Origin of the sequence: Pantoea sp. CS_6 (genome assembly GCF_041954745.1) — a bacterium.
In the GTDB taxonomy this organism is placed as follows: Bacteria; Pseudomonadota; Gammaproteobacteria; order Enterobacterales; family Enterobacteriaceae; genus Pantoea; species Pantoea stewartii.
The window spans coordinates 78,722-96,366 of record NZ_JAVAYG010000001.1 but is presented as its reverse complement, the minus strand read 5'-3'; the positions used below and the strand labels follow the sequence as shown (position 1 = coordinate 96,366).

General features: G+C 56.0%; 16 protein-coding genes. 4 read left to right on the top strand and 12 right to left on the bottom strand.

The genetic code is table 11. From position 1 onward, the window contains the following. Nucleotides 1-341: 341 nt before the first annotated feature. Nucleotides 342-1,364, bottom strand: coding sequence for an LLM class flavin-dependent oxidoreductase (locus tag RAC90_RS00400; protein WP_054633503.1), 1,023 nt, complete (start codon nt 1,362-1,364; stop codon nt 342-344). A 269-nt stretch (nt 1,365-1,633) separates the two neighbouring features. Between RAC90_RS00400 and RAC90_RS00395 the strand changes: the two genes are divergently transcribed. Further along, on the top strand, nt 1,634-2,548 hold the full coding sequence (locus tag RAC90_RS00395; RefSeq protein WP_375123810.1) for a ketopantoate reductase family protein: 915 nt from the start codon (nt 1,634-1,636) through the stop codon (nt 2,546-2,548). A 92-nt stretch (nt 2,549-2,640) separates the two neighbouring features. Next, entirely contained in the window at nt 2,641-3,699 is a 1,059-nt protein-coding gene (locus RAC90_RS00390) for a LacI family DNA-binding transcriptional regulator (RefSeq protein ID WP_324030366.1), read from the top strand. 72 nt (nt 3,700-3,771) lie between these two features. Here RAC90_RS00390 and tmaR read toward each other — a convergent pair whose 3' ends face one another. From tmaR to dacD, 3 genes are all read right to left on the bottom strand, one after another. Next, nucleotides 3,772-4,098 carry a PTS system regulator TmaR gene (gene tmaR / locus RAC90_RS00385; protein ID WP_033740422.1) on the bottom strand — a complete coding sequence of 109 codons (327 nt, stop codon included), beginning with the start codon at nt 4,096-4,098 and terminating at the stop codon, nt 3,772-3,774. A gap of 160 nt (nt 4,099-4,258) precedes the next feature. Then, nucleotides 4,259-5,314, bottom strand: a complete 1,056-nt coding sequence (locus tag RAC90_RS00380; RefSeq protein ID WP_033740425.1) for an FUSC family protein — start codon at nt 5,312-5,314, stop codon at nt 4,259-4,261. 209 nt (nt 5,315-5,523) lie between these two features. Continuing rightward, a complete protein-coding gene (gene dacD, locus RAC90_RS00375) occupies nt 5,524-6,681 on the bottom strand; it encodes a serine-type D-Ala-D-Ala carboxypeptidase DacD (RefSeq protein WP_172913000.1) in 1,158 nt (385 codons plus the stop codon). A gap of 197 nt (nt 6,682-6,878) precedes the next feature. Between dacD and sbcB the strand changes: the two genes are divergently transcribed. Further along, on the top strand, nt 6,879-8,300 hold the full coding sequence (gene sbcB, locus RAC90_RS00370; RefSeq protein WP_058708388.1) for an exodeoxyribonuclease I: 1,422 nt from the start codon (nt 6,879-6,881) through the stop codon (nt 8,298-8,300). Between the two features lie 45 nt (nt 8,301-8,345). Here sbcB and RAC90_RS00365 read toward each other — a convergent pair whose 3' ends face one another. The 5 genes from RAC90_RS00365 to ltnD form a co-directional block, all read right to left on the bottom strand. Then, nucleotides 8,346-9,701 carry a GntP family transporter gene (locus RAC90_RS00365; protein WP_054633499.1) on the bottom strand — a complete coding sequence of 452 codons (1,356 nt, stop codon included), beginning with the start codon at nt 9,699-9,701 and terminating at the stop codon, nt 8,346-8,348. Between the two features lie 129 nt (nt 9,702-9,830). Next, nucleotides 9,831-10,616: a 2-oxo-tetronate isomerase gene (gene otnI, locus RAC90_RS00360; protein WP_058701601.1), complete on the bottom strand. Its 786-nt coding sequence runs from the start codon at nt 10,614-10,616 to the stop codon at nt 9,831-9,833. Then, entirely contained in the window at nt 10,616-11,242 is a 627-nt protein-coding gene (locus RAC90_RS00355; protein ID WP_006119816.1) for an aldolase, read from the bottom strand. The genes otnI and RAC90_RS00355 overlap by 1 nt, the downstream gene beginning before the upstream one ends. Next, nucleotides 11,235-12,497, bottom strand: a complete 1,263-nt coding sequence (gene otnK / locus RAC90_RS00350; protein ID WP_058708389.1) for a 3-oxo-tetronate kinase — start codon at nt 12,495-12,497, stop codon at nt 11,235-11,237. Before otnK ends, RAC90_RS00355 begins: the two co-directional genes overlap by 8 nt. Next, complete coding sequence (gene ltnD / locus RAC90_RS00345) at nt 12,497-13,402, bottom strand: L-threonate dehydrogenase (protein WP_039338099.1); 906 nt, start codon at nt 13,400-13,402, stop codon at nt 12,497-12,499. Before ltnD ends, otnK begins: the two co-directional genes overlap by 1 nt. 264 nt (nt 13,403-13,666) lie before the next feature. Here ltnD and ygbI point away from each other — a divergent pair, with 264 nt between their 5' ends. Continuing rightward, nucleotides 13,667-14,434 (top strand): DNA-binding transcriptional repressor YgbI, encoded by a 768-nt coding sequence (gene ygbI, locus RAC90_RS00340; protein WP_058708390.1) that lies wholly within the window; start codon nt 13,667-13,669, stop codon nt 14,432-14,434. 41 nt (nt 14,435-14,475) lie between these two features. Here ygbI and RAC90_RS00335 read toward each other — a convergent pair whose 3' ends face one another. The 3 genes from RAC90_RS00335 to RAC90_RS00325 form a co-directional block, all read right to left on the bottom strand. After that, complete coding sequence (locus RAC90_RS00335) at nt 14,476-15,834, bottom strand: APC family permease (RefSeq protein WP_039338101.1); 1,359 nt, start codon at nt 15,832-15,834, stop codon at nt 14,476-14,478. Next, a complete protein-coding gene (locus RAC90_RS00330) occupies nt 15,824-15,988 on the bottom strand; it encodes a hypothetical protein (RefSeq protein WP_006119821.1) in 165 nt (54 codons plus the stop codon). The genes RAC90_RS00335 and RAC90_RS00330 overlap by 11 nt, the downstream gene beginning before the upstream one ends. A 224-nt stretch (nt 15,989-16,212) precedes the next feature. Then, nucleotides 16,213-17,631, bottom strand: a complete 1,419-nt coding sequence (locus RAC90_RS00325) for a glutamine synthetase family protein (protein WP_172677646.1) — start codon at nt 17,629-17,631, stop codon at nt 16,213-16,215. Nucleotides 17,632-17,645 lie beyond the last annotated feature (14 nt).

Below are 17,645 nucleotides of genomic sequence, written 5' to 3'. Positions count from 1 at the left end.
TTCGCTATAAAGTGGAAATAAAAAGATGACTGCGTTATTCACGCAGCAATTAGGGATAGTTAATCAGGCAACGATTCTTTCTACGCCCTTTACTCATTAATAAAATTAACATGAGTTCATGTCAATTAATTTACAACGCGCATGATTTTATTGAGATAAATCCGAAAGAGTTATTCTTAATAAGAAATTGTGTCGCGACGAAATAGTTTTTTAAAATAAAAAAACGGTATTCACTGCTACGTAACCGGGAGAGAAGACAGGACATCAGGATGGAAAAGAATGAAAAACCCCGCGCAATCCGGACTGCGCGGGGGCCTTATTCTCACAGAATCAGTTAGCGTTTAACGCCAGCCTAATTCAGGAGCGACATACTTCAGAATCGCTTCAATCACATGGGCATTATATTCCACGCCCAACTGATTCGGCACGGTGAGCAGCAAGGTATCCGCTTCGGCAATCGCCTGATCCTCTGCCAGCAGTTTGATCAGCTTTTCGGGTTCAGCCGCGTAACTGCGACCGAAAATGGCGCGGGTTTTCTCATCCAGAAAACCGACGGAATCCTGATCCTGACCACTGCGACCAAAGTAGGCGCGGTCCATATCATTCACCAGCGCGAAGATACTGCGGCTGACGGAAACCCGCGGTTCACGTTGATGCCCTGCCGCTTTCCAGGCATCACGGTAGGCGCGAATCTGTTTGGCCTGCTGGATGTGGAACGGCTCGCCGGTTTCATCATCTTTCAGCGTCGAGCTTTGCAGATTCATGCCCATTTTCGCTGCCCATACTGCGGTGGCGTTGGAACCCGAGCCCCACCAGATACGCTCACGTAAGCCTTCCGACAGCGGTTCAAGACGCAGCAAGCCCGGTGGATTGGGGAACATTGGCTGGGGATTCGGTTTAGCAAAGCCTTCGCCACGCAGCGCATCCAGGAACACTTCCGTATGGCGACGGCCCATGTCCGCATCCGTCTCGCCTTCCTGCGGCACGTAGCCGAAGTAACGCCAGCCATCAATCACCTGCTCGGGTGAACCACGGCTCAGTCCCAACTGTAAGCGACCGTTGGAAATCAGATCCGCAGCGCTGGCATCCTCCACCATATAAAGCGGATTTTCATAGCGCATGTCGATCACGCCAGTCCCTATTTCAATTTTTTTGGTGCGTGCACCGACCGCAGCCAGCAGCGGGAACGGCGAGCTGAGCTGACGGGCGAAGTGGTGCACACGAAAATAGGCCCCATCCGCGCCCAGTTCTTCCGCTGCGACGGCCAGGTCGATAGATTGCAGCAACACATCCTGGGCAGAACGCGTGGCGGACTGCGGCGAGGGCGTCCAGTGGCCAAATGAGAGAAAACCAATCTTTTTCATCTGTAACATCTCCTGGCGAAAGACGGGTGCTTTCGCATGATAAACATCGATGAAATAAGGTTACGCCAGCCATGTCATGAGGGATAGTGAATATACTTAAGCACTATATTCAAGATTTTTGACATAGGTCGCGCTCAATGGAACACGATCAATGCGCGATTCTGTGCCCATGCGGAATGTAATAATGCTTGCGGGCAGAATGGGTTTTAACGCATAACTAAACTTTCTGTCCTGCATCTGGACAGGCGCGTTTAACAGAGGGAAAAGGGATGCGTATTTTACTGGTAGGTGCGGGTGCAACCGGCGGTTATTTTGGTGCGCGGCTGATGCAGGCCGGGCAGGATGTGACCTTTCTGGTCCGTGAAGGCCGTTTCCGTCAGTTACAACAAACGGGCCTGGTGCTGCAGACCCCATCAGGGCAGGAAACGCTGCATCCGACGTTGATCACTGCCGACAGCCTGGACACGCATTACGACTTAATCATCATCACGGTCAAAAGCACCGGTCTGGATCAGGCCATCCAGGACATTGAGCGGGCTGTCGGTCCGCACACGCTGATCATGCCGATCCTGAATGGCATGCGGCATATCGATACGCTGGTCACCCACTTTGGTGCCGACAGGGTGATCGGTGGGCTCTGCAAAATTAACGCCACGCTGAACGACCAGGGCCATGTGGTGCAGTTAACGCCTCTGCACCAGATCTGTTACGGCGCGCTGGATGGTAATAATGATGCCCGGCTTCAGCAGGTTGATGTTGCCCTTCGCAGCAGCGTTGTCGACACAGTTTTTACCGACAATATTATCGGTGAATTATGGGAAAAATGGCTGCTGCTGAGCACACTCGGCGCCGTGTGCTGCCTGGCGCGGGGGAATACGCAACAGGTGCTGAACCAGCCAGGCGGCGAGATGTTGCTTCAGGGCATTTATAGCGAAGTGCTGCAGATTATCTGTGCTGAGGGCTACCAACCGCGCCCGGCCGTGACCGCCAAAATCTACGCGCTGCTGAACGACCCGTCGACGCCGATGACCTCCTCAATGTATCGTGATTTGACTCAGGGCTTTGCGATTGAAGCCGACCCGATCATTGGCGACCTGCTGTTACGTGCCAGCCGTCATGGCATCACTGCACCGCTGTTGAACGCGGTCAATGTCAACCTGCAGATCTATCAACAGAACCGTTAAACACGGATGTGATGAGCACGCAGCCACGCCGTTGCACGACGCGTGGGTAACGGAAATTTGTTACACTCGCTGCCTCATCTTTTGGAGGAAGAATGACGTCCCGCTCTGTGACCCTTGATGATGTTGCCCAACTGGCGGGCGTTTCCTATCAAACCGTTTCTCGTGTGCTTAATCGCTCTGAGCAGGTTTCTCCCCGTACCCGCGAAAAAGTGGAAGCGGCGATGCAACAGCTCAACTACGTTCCCAATCGGGTTGCGCAGCAGTTAGCGGGTAAAGCCACACGGACCCTTGGCCTGGCCACCAGCAATCTGGCGTTAATGGCCCCAGCGCAGATTGCCTCGGCAATACAGCAGCGCGCTGCCAGAGCCGGCTACCATTTAGTGATTGCTATGGACAGCGCGGACGATGCCGAAGCCACGGTGAATGAACTGATGGCGCAGCGCGTTGATGCCGTGCTGATTAATATGCCGCTTGAGGCCGCCGACGCGGAAAAAATCCGTCATCTGTGTGGCAAAAAACCGGTACTGTTTCTGGATGCTGAACCGCACGCCGTTGTGTCTCATTGCCAGTACTCCAATGAAAAAGGGGCGCGGGCCGCAGTTGAGCATCTCGTCGCGCTCGGACATACGCACATCGGCCTGCTGAATGGTCCGGTTCGCTCGGTATCGGCCCGTCAGCGTGAAGCGGTCTGGCGCCAGGCGCTGGCCGGGCACGGTCTGTCTCCCTGTTGTGTGCTGCGCGGCGACTGGAGTGCCCAGTCGGGCTACCAGGCTATGCTGTCTCAGTTACCGGACGCGCTGCCCCAGGCGCTGCTGGTAGCGAATGATGAAATGGCGCTGGGTGCCATGCGGGCATTGCATCAGCATGGCGTGGCGATTCCGGCTGAAATCTCCATTGTCGGCTACGATGACACGGCAGAAAGCGCCTGGTACCAGCCGCCGCTGACCACGATTCGTCAGGATCTCCAGCAACTGGGTGCCACGAGCGTGGAGCAGGCGCTGGCCGCGCTGCAGGGGGAAGCGGTCGCATCACGGACGCTGGAGCCGGTACTGGTCGTGCGGGAAACCACCGCCGCGCCAGCCAGCAAAGACGCAGACTTATCCGCGCTGGCCCGTCAGTTACAGCAGATTGCCCGCAAGCTGTCCCGCTGATCGCGGACGCAAAAAAACCCGCCCAACAGGATGGCTGGAGCGGGCTGGTTATCCGCGATAATACGCGTTGCCTTATGGCGTTTTCGTCTCGCCCACGCCCATGGTCTTGAGCTTTTTAGACAGCTCGCGGCGCTCTTTAGACAGGTCAGCGTTTTTGATGATGTACTCATCCACGCGATCTTCATAGTCAGCACGCATGCTGGCGATGATTTCCTGAATCGCCTCAACGCTCATGCCGGGTTTGATGTATTCGCTCAGGTTATCCAGCAGCAGCACACGCTTTTGGTTGTCACGAATTTTCTTCTCATTATCGACGATTTCACGCTGCAGTTTGTTCTTGCGGCGGAACGTACGGACAAACTCAAGTACGTCCTGAAATGATTGCTTGGCATTTTCCATGATGGCACCTTTCTTTAAGCCTGCTAAAGCAGGGAGAGAGTCAAAACGATCAGCTTAGCGGCCAGCCAGCCTTGTGGGCAATTCTCACAGCTAAATTCGGACTGGCTCTTATCTTAGCGCAAAAAAACCGGGTTTCGCATTAAGTCATTGTCTGAGGTGATTATTTACGCAGCGCCAGGCGCATCAAATCCGTCATGCGTTCCAGCTGCTTCGCCAGCTCCAGACTCAGCCAGACATAGCCATAAATCGGCGCTTCTTCCAGACGGTCACTCCCGTCAGCGATCAACTGCTTAAGCTCTTTGACGATTTCCGTTAACTCATGATTGGCCGCGATGATGTCGTAGGTTTCCCCCTTCACAGCCATGACCGATAAGGTTCGCAGCGCGTTTTCGGTCATCTCCTGCGTGCGGCGTAACGTCGGAGCATTCAGCATGATCAGATGACTTTCGCGTGATGCCCACCAGGCATTAATTTGCATCTCAATGGTGTACACCATATTACGGTTCAACGTCTGTATCGCTTCAAACACTGATTTTGGGATGCGGGTTTCTTTACTGGACGGCTCCAGCAGGGCACGCATTTTCACCACGCTGGTGAGCAGTTTGCCCAGCGGTTTGTTCAGCCGGGGCTTTTCCACGAGGTTGGCGGAAAACCCCGCATGGTAGATTTTGGCCATTTCTGCCAGCGTATCTGACAGCTGAATACGCCAGTGAATATACGCACGCTGCGCCCAGATGGCCGTAAATAACAGCGCCAGTAACGATCCTAAAATGACATCGCCACCGCGCCACATCGCCACGGTGAAATCCCCCATTGGCGCGCCTACAACCACGCACAGCGTGATGCCAATCAGCAATGCCATGTAAGGGTGTTTCCCCAGCGTCAGATAGCCGCTGATAAACATGATCACTGCGCACCATGCCAGCATGCCGGGCAGCGAAATCATCTCCAGCCTGAGGGCGATAAGACCAGAGATTGACCCGGCAATCGTTCCGCCAATGCGTTGAATGGCGCGCGGGAAGACGTTTCCCCAGGTTGAGATCGGCCCCATCACCACAACCAGGGTAATCAGAGGCCAGGTGCCTTCGGGAATGCCCGTGACGCGGACAAGCAGAAACGCACACAGAAACGCCACTGCGATGCGTAACCCGTGCACGCTGCGGTAATGACGATATAACCAGAATTCCAGATTTGAGATGGGTTTATCAGAGCGCAAAGTCGCTTGTCCGCTGGTAAAAAAATGATTCTACGCGTCGCGCCCTGCCGATCCTGGCGCGCCGTCAATGTTTTCGCTTGTACAGCGTTGATCGGACCATTATCAACAACCCTGCCCCGGAAATCAGCAAAATTCACCATGACGACAACACATGACGCACGATAGCGGGTTCATCCCTGCCCCGCGAAGGCGAAGCAGGGACGTAACGATTAGAACTTGCGTTTCAGGTAGTCCGTGATGCGGCTCACTACGCCCGCCTCGTTAACGGCGGTGAGTGCCACCAGCGGATAGCTGGCGATCTGCTTGTCCTTGTCCATCACCTGGATTTCACCAATATTCTCATTGGCTTTAAGTGGCGCTTCCAGGTCGGTGCGGTTGATCACGTATTTGGCTTTGACGTTCGGGATTTCGCTGCGCGGCAGTGACAGATAAACATCGTTTGCCGTGCCCACGTCAACCTGGTGCGGATTACCGTACCAGACATGTTCACTGCCAATTTTCTTACCGGCATGGAACAGTTGTACGGTATCAAACGTATTCTGGCCCCAGACCAGCAGCTTGCGCGCCTGCTCTTCACGCCCTTTCGCACTTTTCCCGCCCATGATGACGGCAATCAGGCGGTGCTGACCCACAATGTTGGAGGCAATGATATTGAAACCCGCCGTTTCAGTATGGCCCGTTTTCAGGCCATCGACGTGCAGGTTGTTGTCCCACAGCAGGCCGTTACGGTTGTTCTGGGTAATGCCGTTCCAGGTGAGGGTTTTTTCACGGTACATGGCATAGAAATCGGGCTCGCCATCAATAATGGCGCGTGACAGTTTTGCCATATCCAGTGCGCTGGAATATTGCCCCGGCGCATCCAGACCGTGTACGGTTTCGAAATGGGTATTCGTCAGCCCCAGTTTCTCCACGTAGTGGTTCATTAACTTAACAAAGTTGTCCTGGCTACCGGCCACGTAATCCGCCAGCGCAACGCAGGCGTCATTGCCTGAATCAATGATCACGCCGCGGCTGAGATCACGCACGCTTAACTTATCACCGGGCTTAAGAAACATCAGTGAGGAGCCTTTAAAGACCGGATTGCCTGCTGCCCAGGCATCTTTTCCCACCGTCACCATGTCGTCGCGGGTAATTTTCTTTTGGTCGATCGCGCGGTCGACCACATAGCCGGTCATCAGCTTCGTCAGACTGGCGGGATTCCGGCGCTCGTCGGGATTGCCCGCGGTCAGCACCTGCCCCGTGGTGGCGTCCATCAGCACCCAGGAGGCTGCATCAATCGCCGGTGGCGTCACAGGAAATGGCATATCGTCGGCCTGCGCCAGCGAAGCCCAAAAAACAGTTACGGTAATTAACAGACGCCTTTTCAACACTTCATCCTTAGTTAAGCAAGTAAAACGGACATGAACAGCGGGACGTTTTACGGCAAAACCCTTAATAAGGTTTAAATAAATTGAAAAAAAGTATGAACTGCTGCGCACCATTCAACAGCCTGCACCCTGGCAGTTGTACTCAGGCACGCAGACGACTATCCTGAACGTTGATTTTTTGCAGACAGGACAGCGACGTGCCCGCCTCTGAATTCACTTTTTTGTTTCACGATTACGAAACCTTCGGCACCAGCCCGCAACGGGATCGTCCGGCACAGTTTGCTGGTTTGCGCACCGACAGCGAGTTCAATCCGATTGGCGAGCCAGAGGTATTCTACTGCCGCCCACCGGATGATTACCTGCCCCAGCCTGAAGCGGTCATGATCACCGGTATTACGCCGCAATTAGCCGCCTCCCGGGGCGTGAACGAGGCCGAGTTTGCTGCCCGTATTCATGCGCTGTTTACCACCGAACAAACCTGCGTCGTGGGTTATAACAACGTGCGCTTTGACGATGAAGTGACGCGCAATATCTTTTACCGCAACTTCTACGATCCGTACGGCTGGAGCTGGCAAAACGGTAATTCCCGCTGGGATTTGCTGGACGTGATGCGCGCCTGTTATGCGCTGCGCCCGGAAGGTATCAACTGGCCAGAGAATGATGACGGCTTTCCCAGCTTCCGGCTGGAGCATCTGACCAAAGCCAACGGCGTGGCGCACGAAAACGCCCATGATGCGATGTCGGATGTCTATGCCACGCTGGCAATGGCGAGACTGGTGAAAGAAAAACAGCCAAAACTGTTTGAGTTTTTGTTTACGCATCGCAACAAAAACAAACTGATGACCCTGATCGACATCCCGCAGATGAAGCCGCTGGTCCATGTTTCTGGCATGTTTGGCGCGGCGCGCGGCAATACCAGCTGGGTGGTGCCGCTTGCCTGGCATCCGGACAACCGCAATGCGTTGATCGTGGTGGATTTGGCCGGGGATATTGCGCCCCTGCTGACGCTGGATGCGGACAGTTTGCGCGAGCGCCTGTACACACCTAAAAGCGAGCTGGGCGATCAGCCTGCCGTGCCGGTGAAACTGGTGCACATCAATAAGTGTCCGGTGCTGGCACCCGCTAATACCTTGCGTCCGGAAGATGCCGGGCGGCTGGGTATTGATCGTCAGTTCTGCCTGGATAATCTGGCCACGCTGCGTCAGCATCCTGACGTACGTGAAAAACTGGTGGCTATTTTTGCTGAGGCGGAACCTTTTGCGCCATCAGAGGATGTCGACACGCAGCTCTATGACGGTTTCTTTAGCGATGCCGACCGCGCGGGAATGAACATCATCCGTCAGACCGCTCCAGCCAATCTGCCTGCGCTCAATCTGACATTTGACAGCCCGCGGGTGGAAAAACTGCTGTTTCGTTATCGCGCCCGTAATTTCCCCGGTACGCTGGATGATGCCGAACAGCAGCGCTGGCTTCAGCATCGCCGTGAGGTTCTGAATCCAGAAAAAGTGCAGGCTTTTCTGATGGAGCTGGAATCGCTGGCCAGCCTGCACGAAGGGGACGCGGAAAAACTGTCTCAGCTTAAAGCGTTGTACCGGTACGCGCAGGAACTGGTGTCCTGACGTCCCGTCAGACCGGGAAGGCCTGTCGCCCTCCCGGTTTGTATATCAGATTACCCACCACAGCGCCCAGGTCAGGGCAAAGCCGCTCAGCCCCATCAGGGTCGTCAGTACCGTCCAGGTTTTTAAACCGTCCGCCACCGACAGGCCCAGATAGCGCGTTACCACCCAGAAACCTGCATCATTCACGTGCGACAGGCCCAGACCGCCGAAGCACGCCGCCAGTGTGACCAGTACACGGTGCATATCATCTATGCCAGTCACGGCCTGGGTCAGTAATCCGCTGGTCGTGAGGATCGCCACGGTTGCCGAGCCCTGCGAGGCGCGTAGCGCCAGCGACAGAATAAACGCGGCAGGAATCAGGGGCAAATGCAGCGTTTCCAGCGCCCGCGCCAGCGCGTTGCCGACACCGGACTCCACCAGTACCTTACCAAACGCCCCACCCGCGCCCGCCACCAGAATCACGCTGGCCGATCCCGGAATGGCGCGACCGGTCAGGTCCTCCAGCTTGTCCTTGCTCCAGCCACGACGCAGGCCCAGTAGCCAGGCGGCCAGTCCCAGGGCGATCAGCAGCGCAATCGGCGGGGTGCCAATAACCGTCATCACCTTGCGCAGCAGGCTGTCTTCCGTCAGCAGCGAGTGCGACAGCGTGCCTGCCACGATCAGCACAATCGGGACGACGATCAAACCGCTGATGGTCAGCGCGCCCGGTGGTGCGGGTTCATTTTTCTTCTGTACCCCTTCCGGCTTCGCCATCTGCAACTGTTCCAGTACCTCAACCGACAGGTGGTACTGCCGACGGTTCATTGCCTTTGCCACGTAATAGCCGAGGATACCGACCGGCACCGAGACCAGAATTCCCAGCATCATCAGCCAGCCCATATCAGTATGCAAAATGGCCGCGGCAGCGGCGGCACCAGGGTGCGTCGGCAGCGCCACATGCACAGTCAGCATGACGCCCGCCATCGGTAAGCCAAACTTCAGCGGGGACACCCGCGCCACTTTGGTAAAACCGTAGATCAGCGGAATGACAATGATAAAGCCCACTTCAAAAAACACCGGGATGCCTAAAATAAAGGCAGCCATCGTCAGGGCGGCAACGGTACGTTTCAGACCCAGCGTTTTGCTGAAACGCTGGGCCAGCGACTCTGCGCCGCCAGAGGCTTCGATAATGGCCCCCAGCATCGCCCCCAGCACGATAATGATAGTGATATGCCCCAGCAGTCCGCCCATCCCGCTGATAATGGTTTCCATGATTTTTTCAGCCGGAATACCGGTCGCGATGGCCACCAGCAGACTGACAATTAACAGGGCAACAAAGGGATGGACTTTGGCTTTAATGACCAGCAACAGCAATATCACAATGCTGGCGGTCGCAATGGCTAACAGCAACGCAGTCGTCATAGTAAACCTCTGGAATAGTTATCTTTTTTCGCGTTTTTTTCGTTAAAGCTCAACCTGGTGCCGCTCCGTTTCAGAGACGAGCAGAATGGCACCGGTACCGCAGCACCGGTGTGATTTTTTCACGTTAACTCAGCGGTTTTTCATCCAGGGCGCCAGCCAGCTCAGTCCCTCTACGGTGTCGCCGCGCGGGAAATATTCGCAGCCGACCCAACCGTCGTAGCCCACCTCATCTAACAGGCTGAACAGCCACGGGTAGTTGATCTCGCCCTCGTCAGGTTCATGTCGACTGGGCGCGGCGGCGATTTGCACATGGCGATAACGTCCGGCGTAATGGCGAATCAGATGGCTGAGATTGCCGTCCACAATCTGGGCATGAAACAGATCCAGTTGGGTGAATACATTGGGCCGGTCGATAAGGTCGACCATCTCCAGCGTGTGATACTGGCTGGCATAGAGATAGTGCGGTTTGGTCGTGGGATTAAGGGCTTCGATCAACAAGCGGATGTTATACGGGGCAAATCGTTCTGCCGCGTAGCGCATGTTGCGGATGAATGTCTCGACATAGCGCTGGCGATCGGCACCCGGCGGCACCGTTGCGGCCATGATATGCACCTGTGGGCAATCCAGCGCCCGTGCATATGCCAGCGCCCGGTCGATATCTGCGCGCGCGTCGGCTTCCCGTCCGGGAATAGCCGAAACGCCCCATTCCCCCGCGTCAACGTTGCCCGGTGCGGTGTTAAACAGCACCAGTTTAAGCCCGTTATCCGCCAGCAGCGCTTTCAGTTGCTCAGCCGGATATTCGTAGGGAAACAGAAACTCGACCGCGCTGAAGCCCGCCTGTGCCGCCGCGGCAAAGCGTTGCAGAAAAGGCATTTCGTTGAACTGGGTAGATAAGTTAGCTGCAAACTTTGGCATTACCGGCTCCTGAGTTCAGCGACGTCGTCGGCGGTTAAATAACGAATGGCGCGATCGCCCAGGGTAAACATCAGACGCGCCGTTTCTTCCAGCTCCTCGGTATTATCCGCCGCTTCGCGCAAGGTTTTGCCGACCACCACCGGACCATGGTTTGCCAGCAGGAAGGCGCGGTAACGCGGGGCAAGCAGCGCCAGATCCTCCGCCAGCCGCGCATCACCCGGTTTATAATAAGGCACCACCGGTACATCGCCTACCCGCATCACCACATAGGGCGTGAACGGGCGGATGCAGTTCTGGCTGTCCAGATGTTGCAGGCAGGAAAGCGCGGTCAGGTAGTGACTGTGCAGGTGAACCACCGCCCGACAGTCCGGATTATTCAGGTAGAGCGCCCGGTGAAAGGCGATCTCTTTCGACGGTTTATCCCCGGCTATCCACTCCCCCTGTAACGTCACGTTAGACAGACGCTCCGCATCCAGTTCGCCCAGGCAGGACCCCGTGGGCGTTGCCAGTAAGGTGCCGTCGTCCAGCAGCAGCGACAGATTACCGGCCGAGCCGGTGGCGTAACCACGCTGGAAGAACGAGGCACCCAGTCTGACCATCTCTTCGCGGGCCTGTTGTTCAGTCATGTGAAAACTCCGTTTGTGCGCGGCGGAAGAACTGCTCATCGCCAAAATTGCCAGACTTCAGCGCCAGTGACAGCGGCTGCTGGATATCTCTGACCCAGGGCACACCGGGCGAAATCACCGGACCAATATGGAAGGCGGTCACGCCCAGGCTTTGGGCGACCACGCCCGAAGTTTCGCCGCCCGCCACGATAAAACGCTGCCAGCCGCGGGATTGCAGATCTCTCGCCACCTGAGCAAACAGTTGCTCTACCGCCTCACTGCTGCGCTGTGCACCGAAATGCTGCTGGATCGACTGCAGCTGTTGCGCATCCGCAGTGGCAAAGAGCATCGGGGCCAGCGGCCCGTCGGCATGCTCAACGACCCAGTCGCACAGCGCCCCGGCGTACTGTTCATCGTTGAGGCAGCGCTCAACGTGAATTTCCCGGGCGGGTGCCTGCTGGCGATACGCGTTGACCTGGCGGTTGGTCATTGGTGAACAGGAACCCGAAAGCACCACGGCCCGCTGCCCCTGCGGATAGCCCGCGCGCTGCGCCTGACCATCGTCGCAGCCAGATGTTGACCACTGGCGCGCCAGGCCAATGGCCAGCCCGGAGCCGCCCGTGACCAGCCGCATCGACGTCAGCGCTTCGCCCTGATTCAGCAGATGCTGCTCAGTAAGCGTGTCGATTACGGCATAGTTCACGCCCTGAGCACGCAGATGTTCAAGTTGCTCTGTTATCGCGCCTGCGCCCTGCTCGACCGTGGCTAACGGAATAAGCCCGGCTTTTCCCGTGCTCTGACACGCCATCAGCCTTAGCAGGTTACTGTCGGTCATCGGCGTGACAGGATGATGGCGCATGCCGGACTCCGACAGCAGGTGTTCCCCCACAAACAGGTAGCCCTGATAAACGGTACGTCCGTTGACCGGCAATGCCGGGCAGATCACCGTCAGCGTCTCATTCAGCGCGGCCATGAGCGCATCCGTCACCGGACCGATGTTACCCGCAGCGGTGCTGTCGAACGTGGAGCAGTATTTGAAATAAAAGCGCTCACAGCCTTGCGCCTGCAGCCAGCGCAGCGCCGCAAGCGACTGACTGACGGCCAGCGCCGGCGCACAGGATCGCGATTTCAGGCTGACCACAATGGCCTGGGCATCCGGGACCGTTGTCTGTTCTGGGATGCCGTTAAACTGAATGGTAGAAAGCCCGTTCTGCACCAGAAAGCTGGCAACGTCGGTTGCGCCGGTAAAATCATCGGCAATCACCCCTAAGCGCATCACATCGCCTCCTCGCGCTGGGGCAGCGTAATGCCGCTGAAGATTTTAATCACCGCACTGTCATCCTCGCGGCCAAAACCGGCATTGCTGGCCTCAGTGAACATATTCAGCGCGGTAGAGGCCAGCGGTAGCGGGAAATGCAGGGCTTTCGCCGTATCGGCGACCAGATTCAGATCTTTAACAAAGATATCCACTGCGGATTTCGGTCGATAGTCGCCGTCGACGACATGGCGCATACGGTTTTCAAACATCCATGAGTTGCCCGCTGCGTTAGTGACCACCTCATACATCGTATCGAGCGGAATCCCGGCGCGGGCGGCCAGCGCCATGGCTTCGGCCCCGGCGGCAATGTGCACGCCTGCCAGCAGCTGATGAATGATTTTGACTGTCGATCCTTGACCGATTTCCGTGCCGACGCGGTAAACCTTTGCGGCGACCGCATCCAGTACCGGTTGCAAAGCCGCAAAGGCCGCATCGCTCCCGGATGCCATCACGGTCATTTCGCCACTGGCGGCTTTGGCGGCCCCGCCGGACACTGGCGCATCCAGCATCAGCAACTGACAGTCCGCCAGTCTGGCGGCGATCTGCTGCGCATCCTGCGCGGACAAGGTGGAGGATACCATCACCGCCGTGCCCGGCTTCAGCCTGGCCGCCAGCCCCTGCTCGCCAAACAGAATCGCATTAACCTGCCGGGCATTCACGACCAGCAACAGGACAGCATCCAGGTGTTCGGCAAAGGCATGAGCCGACGACTGCGCGTCACGCGCGCCTGCCTGGCGCAGCGTTTCGCAGGCCTGCGGATTCAGATCAACGCCCCATGTCGCCAGCCCAGCCCGGATGCAGGACTGCGCCGCGCCCATTCCCATTGAGCCTAAACCTATGACACAGATGTTTGAAGCGGGCATCGGTGGCCTCCCTTGTTAAATTAAGTGAATTTTTGGTCTCTGCTGGTAATAGTGGCAGGAAAGTGCAGGTAAAAACGTGCCGTATTTCACATAAATTAACTTCATAAGGCCGCAGTTGAACATTTATTCACATCAGCCACGTAACTGTTATTACCAGGTATCGCGGTCAAATCGCCACCAGCAAAGGGGATCTGGTGCAAAATTTCCGTGCGTCTTTGTGAAGGCATCCCCTACAATGTGAAAAAATGATAAACCGAGGTGTATATGATCCCCGTTGAGCGTCATCAACAGATTCTGGCACTGGTGGCCGAGCGCGGCGTAATGAGCATCGCCGAACTGACCGAGCGTTTTGGCGTGTCACACATGACGATTCGTCGGGACGTGCAGAAGCTGGAGGAACAGGGCGCGGTGCTGTCGGTTTCCGGTGGCGTGCGCTCCGTTAACCGCCTGGCGAGCGAACCCTCGCACCTGACCAAGACCGCGCTGTGTAATGAAGAAAAAAACGCCATCGGCAAATTGGCCGCTCAGCTGATTCCGCCTGACAGCTGTATTTATCTGGATGCCGGTACGACCACACTGGCGCTGGCGCGGGAAATTGCCGACAGGGAGGACCTGTTAGTGGTCACCAATGATTTTATGGTGACCAATTTGCTGATGGAGGCGAGCCGCTGCCGGGTGATTCATACCGGTGGCACCGTCTGTCGGGATAACCGTTCCTGCATTGGCGATGCAGCCGCACGCCACCTGCGGCAACTGGCAATTGACATTGCCTTTGTCTCCACTTCCAGTTGGGGATTGCGCGGTTTGTTTACGCCGGATGAAGACAAGGTAGCGGTTAAACAGGCCGTGTGTGACGTCAGCAGCAAACGCGTGCTGCTCAGCGACAGCTCGAAATACGATAAAATCGCGACGTGGCTGGCCTTACCGCTGGAAAAGTTTGATGTGATTGTGACAGATGATCAGTTAAATGCCGCAGGGCGGAACGCGTTACAGGCAGGAAGCTGGGCACTGATGCTGGCAAGTAAAAGCTGACAGAAAACGGCCCTGCTCTGTGAATGAGCAGGGCCAGGGGATTACACTTCTTCGCTAAACTGTGGAACGGGATTGCGGAAGCTGCGCGTCACAAAGGCCAGGTAAACAATACCAATCGCGGCCCAGATCAGTCCCAGCACCATAGAACTTTGCTCCAGGTTAACCCACAGTGCACCCACGGTCAGGGCACCCATCATCGGCAGAACCAGATACTGGACGTGATCTTTCAGGGTCTTATTCCGTTTTTCACGTACCCAGTACTGCGCAATCACTGACAGGTTAACGAAGGTAAACGCAACCAGCGCACCAAAGTTAATCAGCGCAGTCGCGGTGACCAGATCGAAGTTGATCGCCATCAACGCTACGGCACCCACCAGAATCACGTTCAGGGACGGCGTGCGCCATTTTGGATGGATATAGCCGAAGAAACGCTCCGGGAACACACCATCACGGCCCATCACGTACATCAGACGTGAAACGCCTGCGTGCGCTGCCATACCGGACGCCAGTACCGTAACCACAGAGAAGATCAGGATACCGATCTGCAACGCTTTACCGGCCACATACAGCATGATTTCAGGCTGCGACGAATCCGGCTCTTTAAAGCGCGAGATGTCCGGGAAATACAGTTGCAGGAAGTACGACGCGACAATAAACATCAGGCCACCAATCAGCGCGGTCAGGAAAATCGCACGCGGAATGGTACGTTCTGCATCTTTCGTTTCTTCTGACAGCGAACTGATGCCGTCAAAACCGAGGAATGAGAAACACAGAATCGTCGCACCGGTGATCATCGGCACCACATGGGCGTTTTCAGACCAGAACGGTTTACTGCTTACCACTGTTCCCGCACCTTCGCCGTGCGCCACGCCGTAAATCACCATCGCGGTGATACCGACCATGACCACCACCTGAAGGATGACAATCACGCTGTTGAAGTTAGCGACCGTTTTGATGCCCTTAAGGTTGGAGAGCGTCATAAAGCCCACCAGCAGCACCACGAAAATCCACGACGGGATCCCTGGCACCAGGGTTTCAAAATAGTTTTTAGCCAACAGAATGTTGATCATCGGCATGAACAGATAGTCCAGCAGCGATGACCAGCCCACCATAAAGCCGACGTGCGGACTGATGGCCTTCTGAGCATAGGTATAAGCGGAGCCCGCAGATGGGAAGCGGCGTACCAGCTTACCGTAACTCACGGCGGTAAACAGAATCGCAATCAGGGCGAAAGCATAAGCGGTGGCAACGTGACCGTCCGTCAGGCCCGATACGATACCAAAGGTATCAAACAGGGTCATCGGCTGCATGTAGGCTAAGCCCATCATGACAACAGGAAGTAACGTCAGCGTTTTTTTCAGTTGGGCACGTTGTGGTGCGGCAGAGGTATTAAGCGACATGCTTCAGTCCTCCTTGCGCAGCAACCTGGCTGGGTTGATTCACAAGGAAACTGCGCATTAAGCGACAGGGAGTAAGGCTGGCGGCCAGCGCGGCGCCGTAGTCATCACGGAAACGTGTACCAGCCTGGGCTGGCAGAGTGTTAAACATCCCCATCTTTACATCCTCAATCTCACGCGGCTGCGTGTTTTCAGTGTTTATCTATCCGGGTGCGTGCCCGGCCTCGTTGGTGTCAGCTAAATGCTACGCGTTAAAAACAATATGCAAAAAAATAACCGGCGCGGTGAGCGTCGGTTATGTTCTGAATTTGCAGGGGGCGTATTTTGCCCTAACCCAACGCATTATTTCAAGACGTTGTCGCATAGAATGCAAAATTTTAATCAGGCGTTTTTCAGCATCCAGTCAATTTCGGTGGCAGTGATTAATCTTTCGAACTGCATAAGCTCATAATTTTTGCAGCTAAACCACACTTTGGCAAATTTCTCACCCAGTAATTTTTGTAAAGGATAGCTGCTTTCGAAGGCATAGAGTGCATCGCTCTGCCGAATCGGCAGCGCCAGCCCTTCCGCTTCATGGCCGTTTCCTTTAACCGGCTGTGGCAGCGGCAGCTGCGTATCGAGGCCGTGCAACATGCCGGCCAGAATGGTAGCCATGACGAGATAAGGATTCGCATCCGCCCCGGCTACCCGGTACTCAATGCGGCGACTTTCCAGATCGCCACAGGGAATACGCAACGCTACCGTACGGTTATTGTGGCCCCACGACGCCTGCAAAGGAACGTAGGCATCGGGCACAAAACGACGGAAGGCATTGACGTTGGGGGCCAGCAGCGCCATGGAGGCAGGCATAAGGTCAATCATGCCCGCCAGCGTGCGTTTCAGCAGCGGGGAATCGCTTCCGTCATCACAGGCAAAGGCATTATGGTCAGCGGCATCAAGCATGCTGATATGGACGTGCATCCCGCTTCCGGCATAGTCCTCATAGGGTTTTGCCATAAACGTTGCCGTCATGCCGTGGTTCTCTGCCACCTGGCGGATAAGGCGCTTGAGCTGGATAGCATGGTCGCAGGCGCTCAGCACATCACGGGTATGATGGAGATTGATTTCGAATTGCCCCGGCGAGGCTTCCGCCAGCGCGCCATCCGCAGGAATGCCCTGCAGACGGGCCAGCGCATCGATATCACGCAGGACATCGGCGAAGTGATCGAGATTATCCAGCGAGTAAACCTGGCTTTGTCTGTTGCGATCGTCACTGCCTGGCGCACAGGGCGGTTGAATATAGCCTTCTGCATCGCGCTTTTTATCGACCAGATAGAACTCCAGCTCTACCGCTACCACCGGAAACAGTCCACGATTACGCAGCTGTTGCCACAGCCGGTTCAGAACATTTCGGGGTTCAACGTCAAAGGGAGTGCCATCTTGGTTGCACATGGTTAACAGCAGTTGTGCAATGTGTTGCGGATCGGCGGCGGAGGGGACGAGCGTGCCATGGACGGGAAGGCAGAGGTTATCGGGTTCACCAAGCGACTGGCCCAGGCCGGCCTCTTCGACGGTATTGCCGAGAATATCCATGGCAAAAACCGAGGCGGGAAAGTAGCAGCCTTTTTCCAGCCTGGCTAAGGCCGAAACCGGGATGCGCTTACCGCGAAAAACACCATTTAAATCGTTGAGCAAGATATCGACATACTGCGTTTCAGGGTGGCGCTCCAGCCAGTTTTTCACTTCTTGCTGGAACGCGCTGGTTCGTCTCTCTTCACTGTGAAGCGTGAAGTCTTCTACTTCTACCAGGTTAGTCATGATTTCATCCGCCTTTG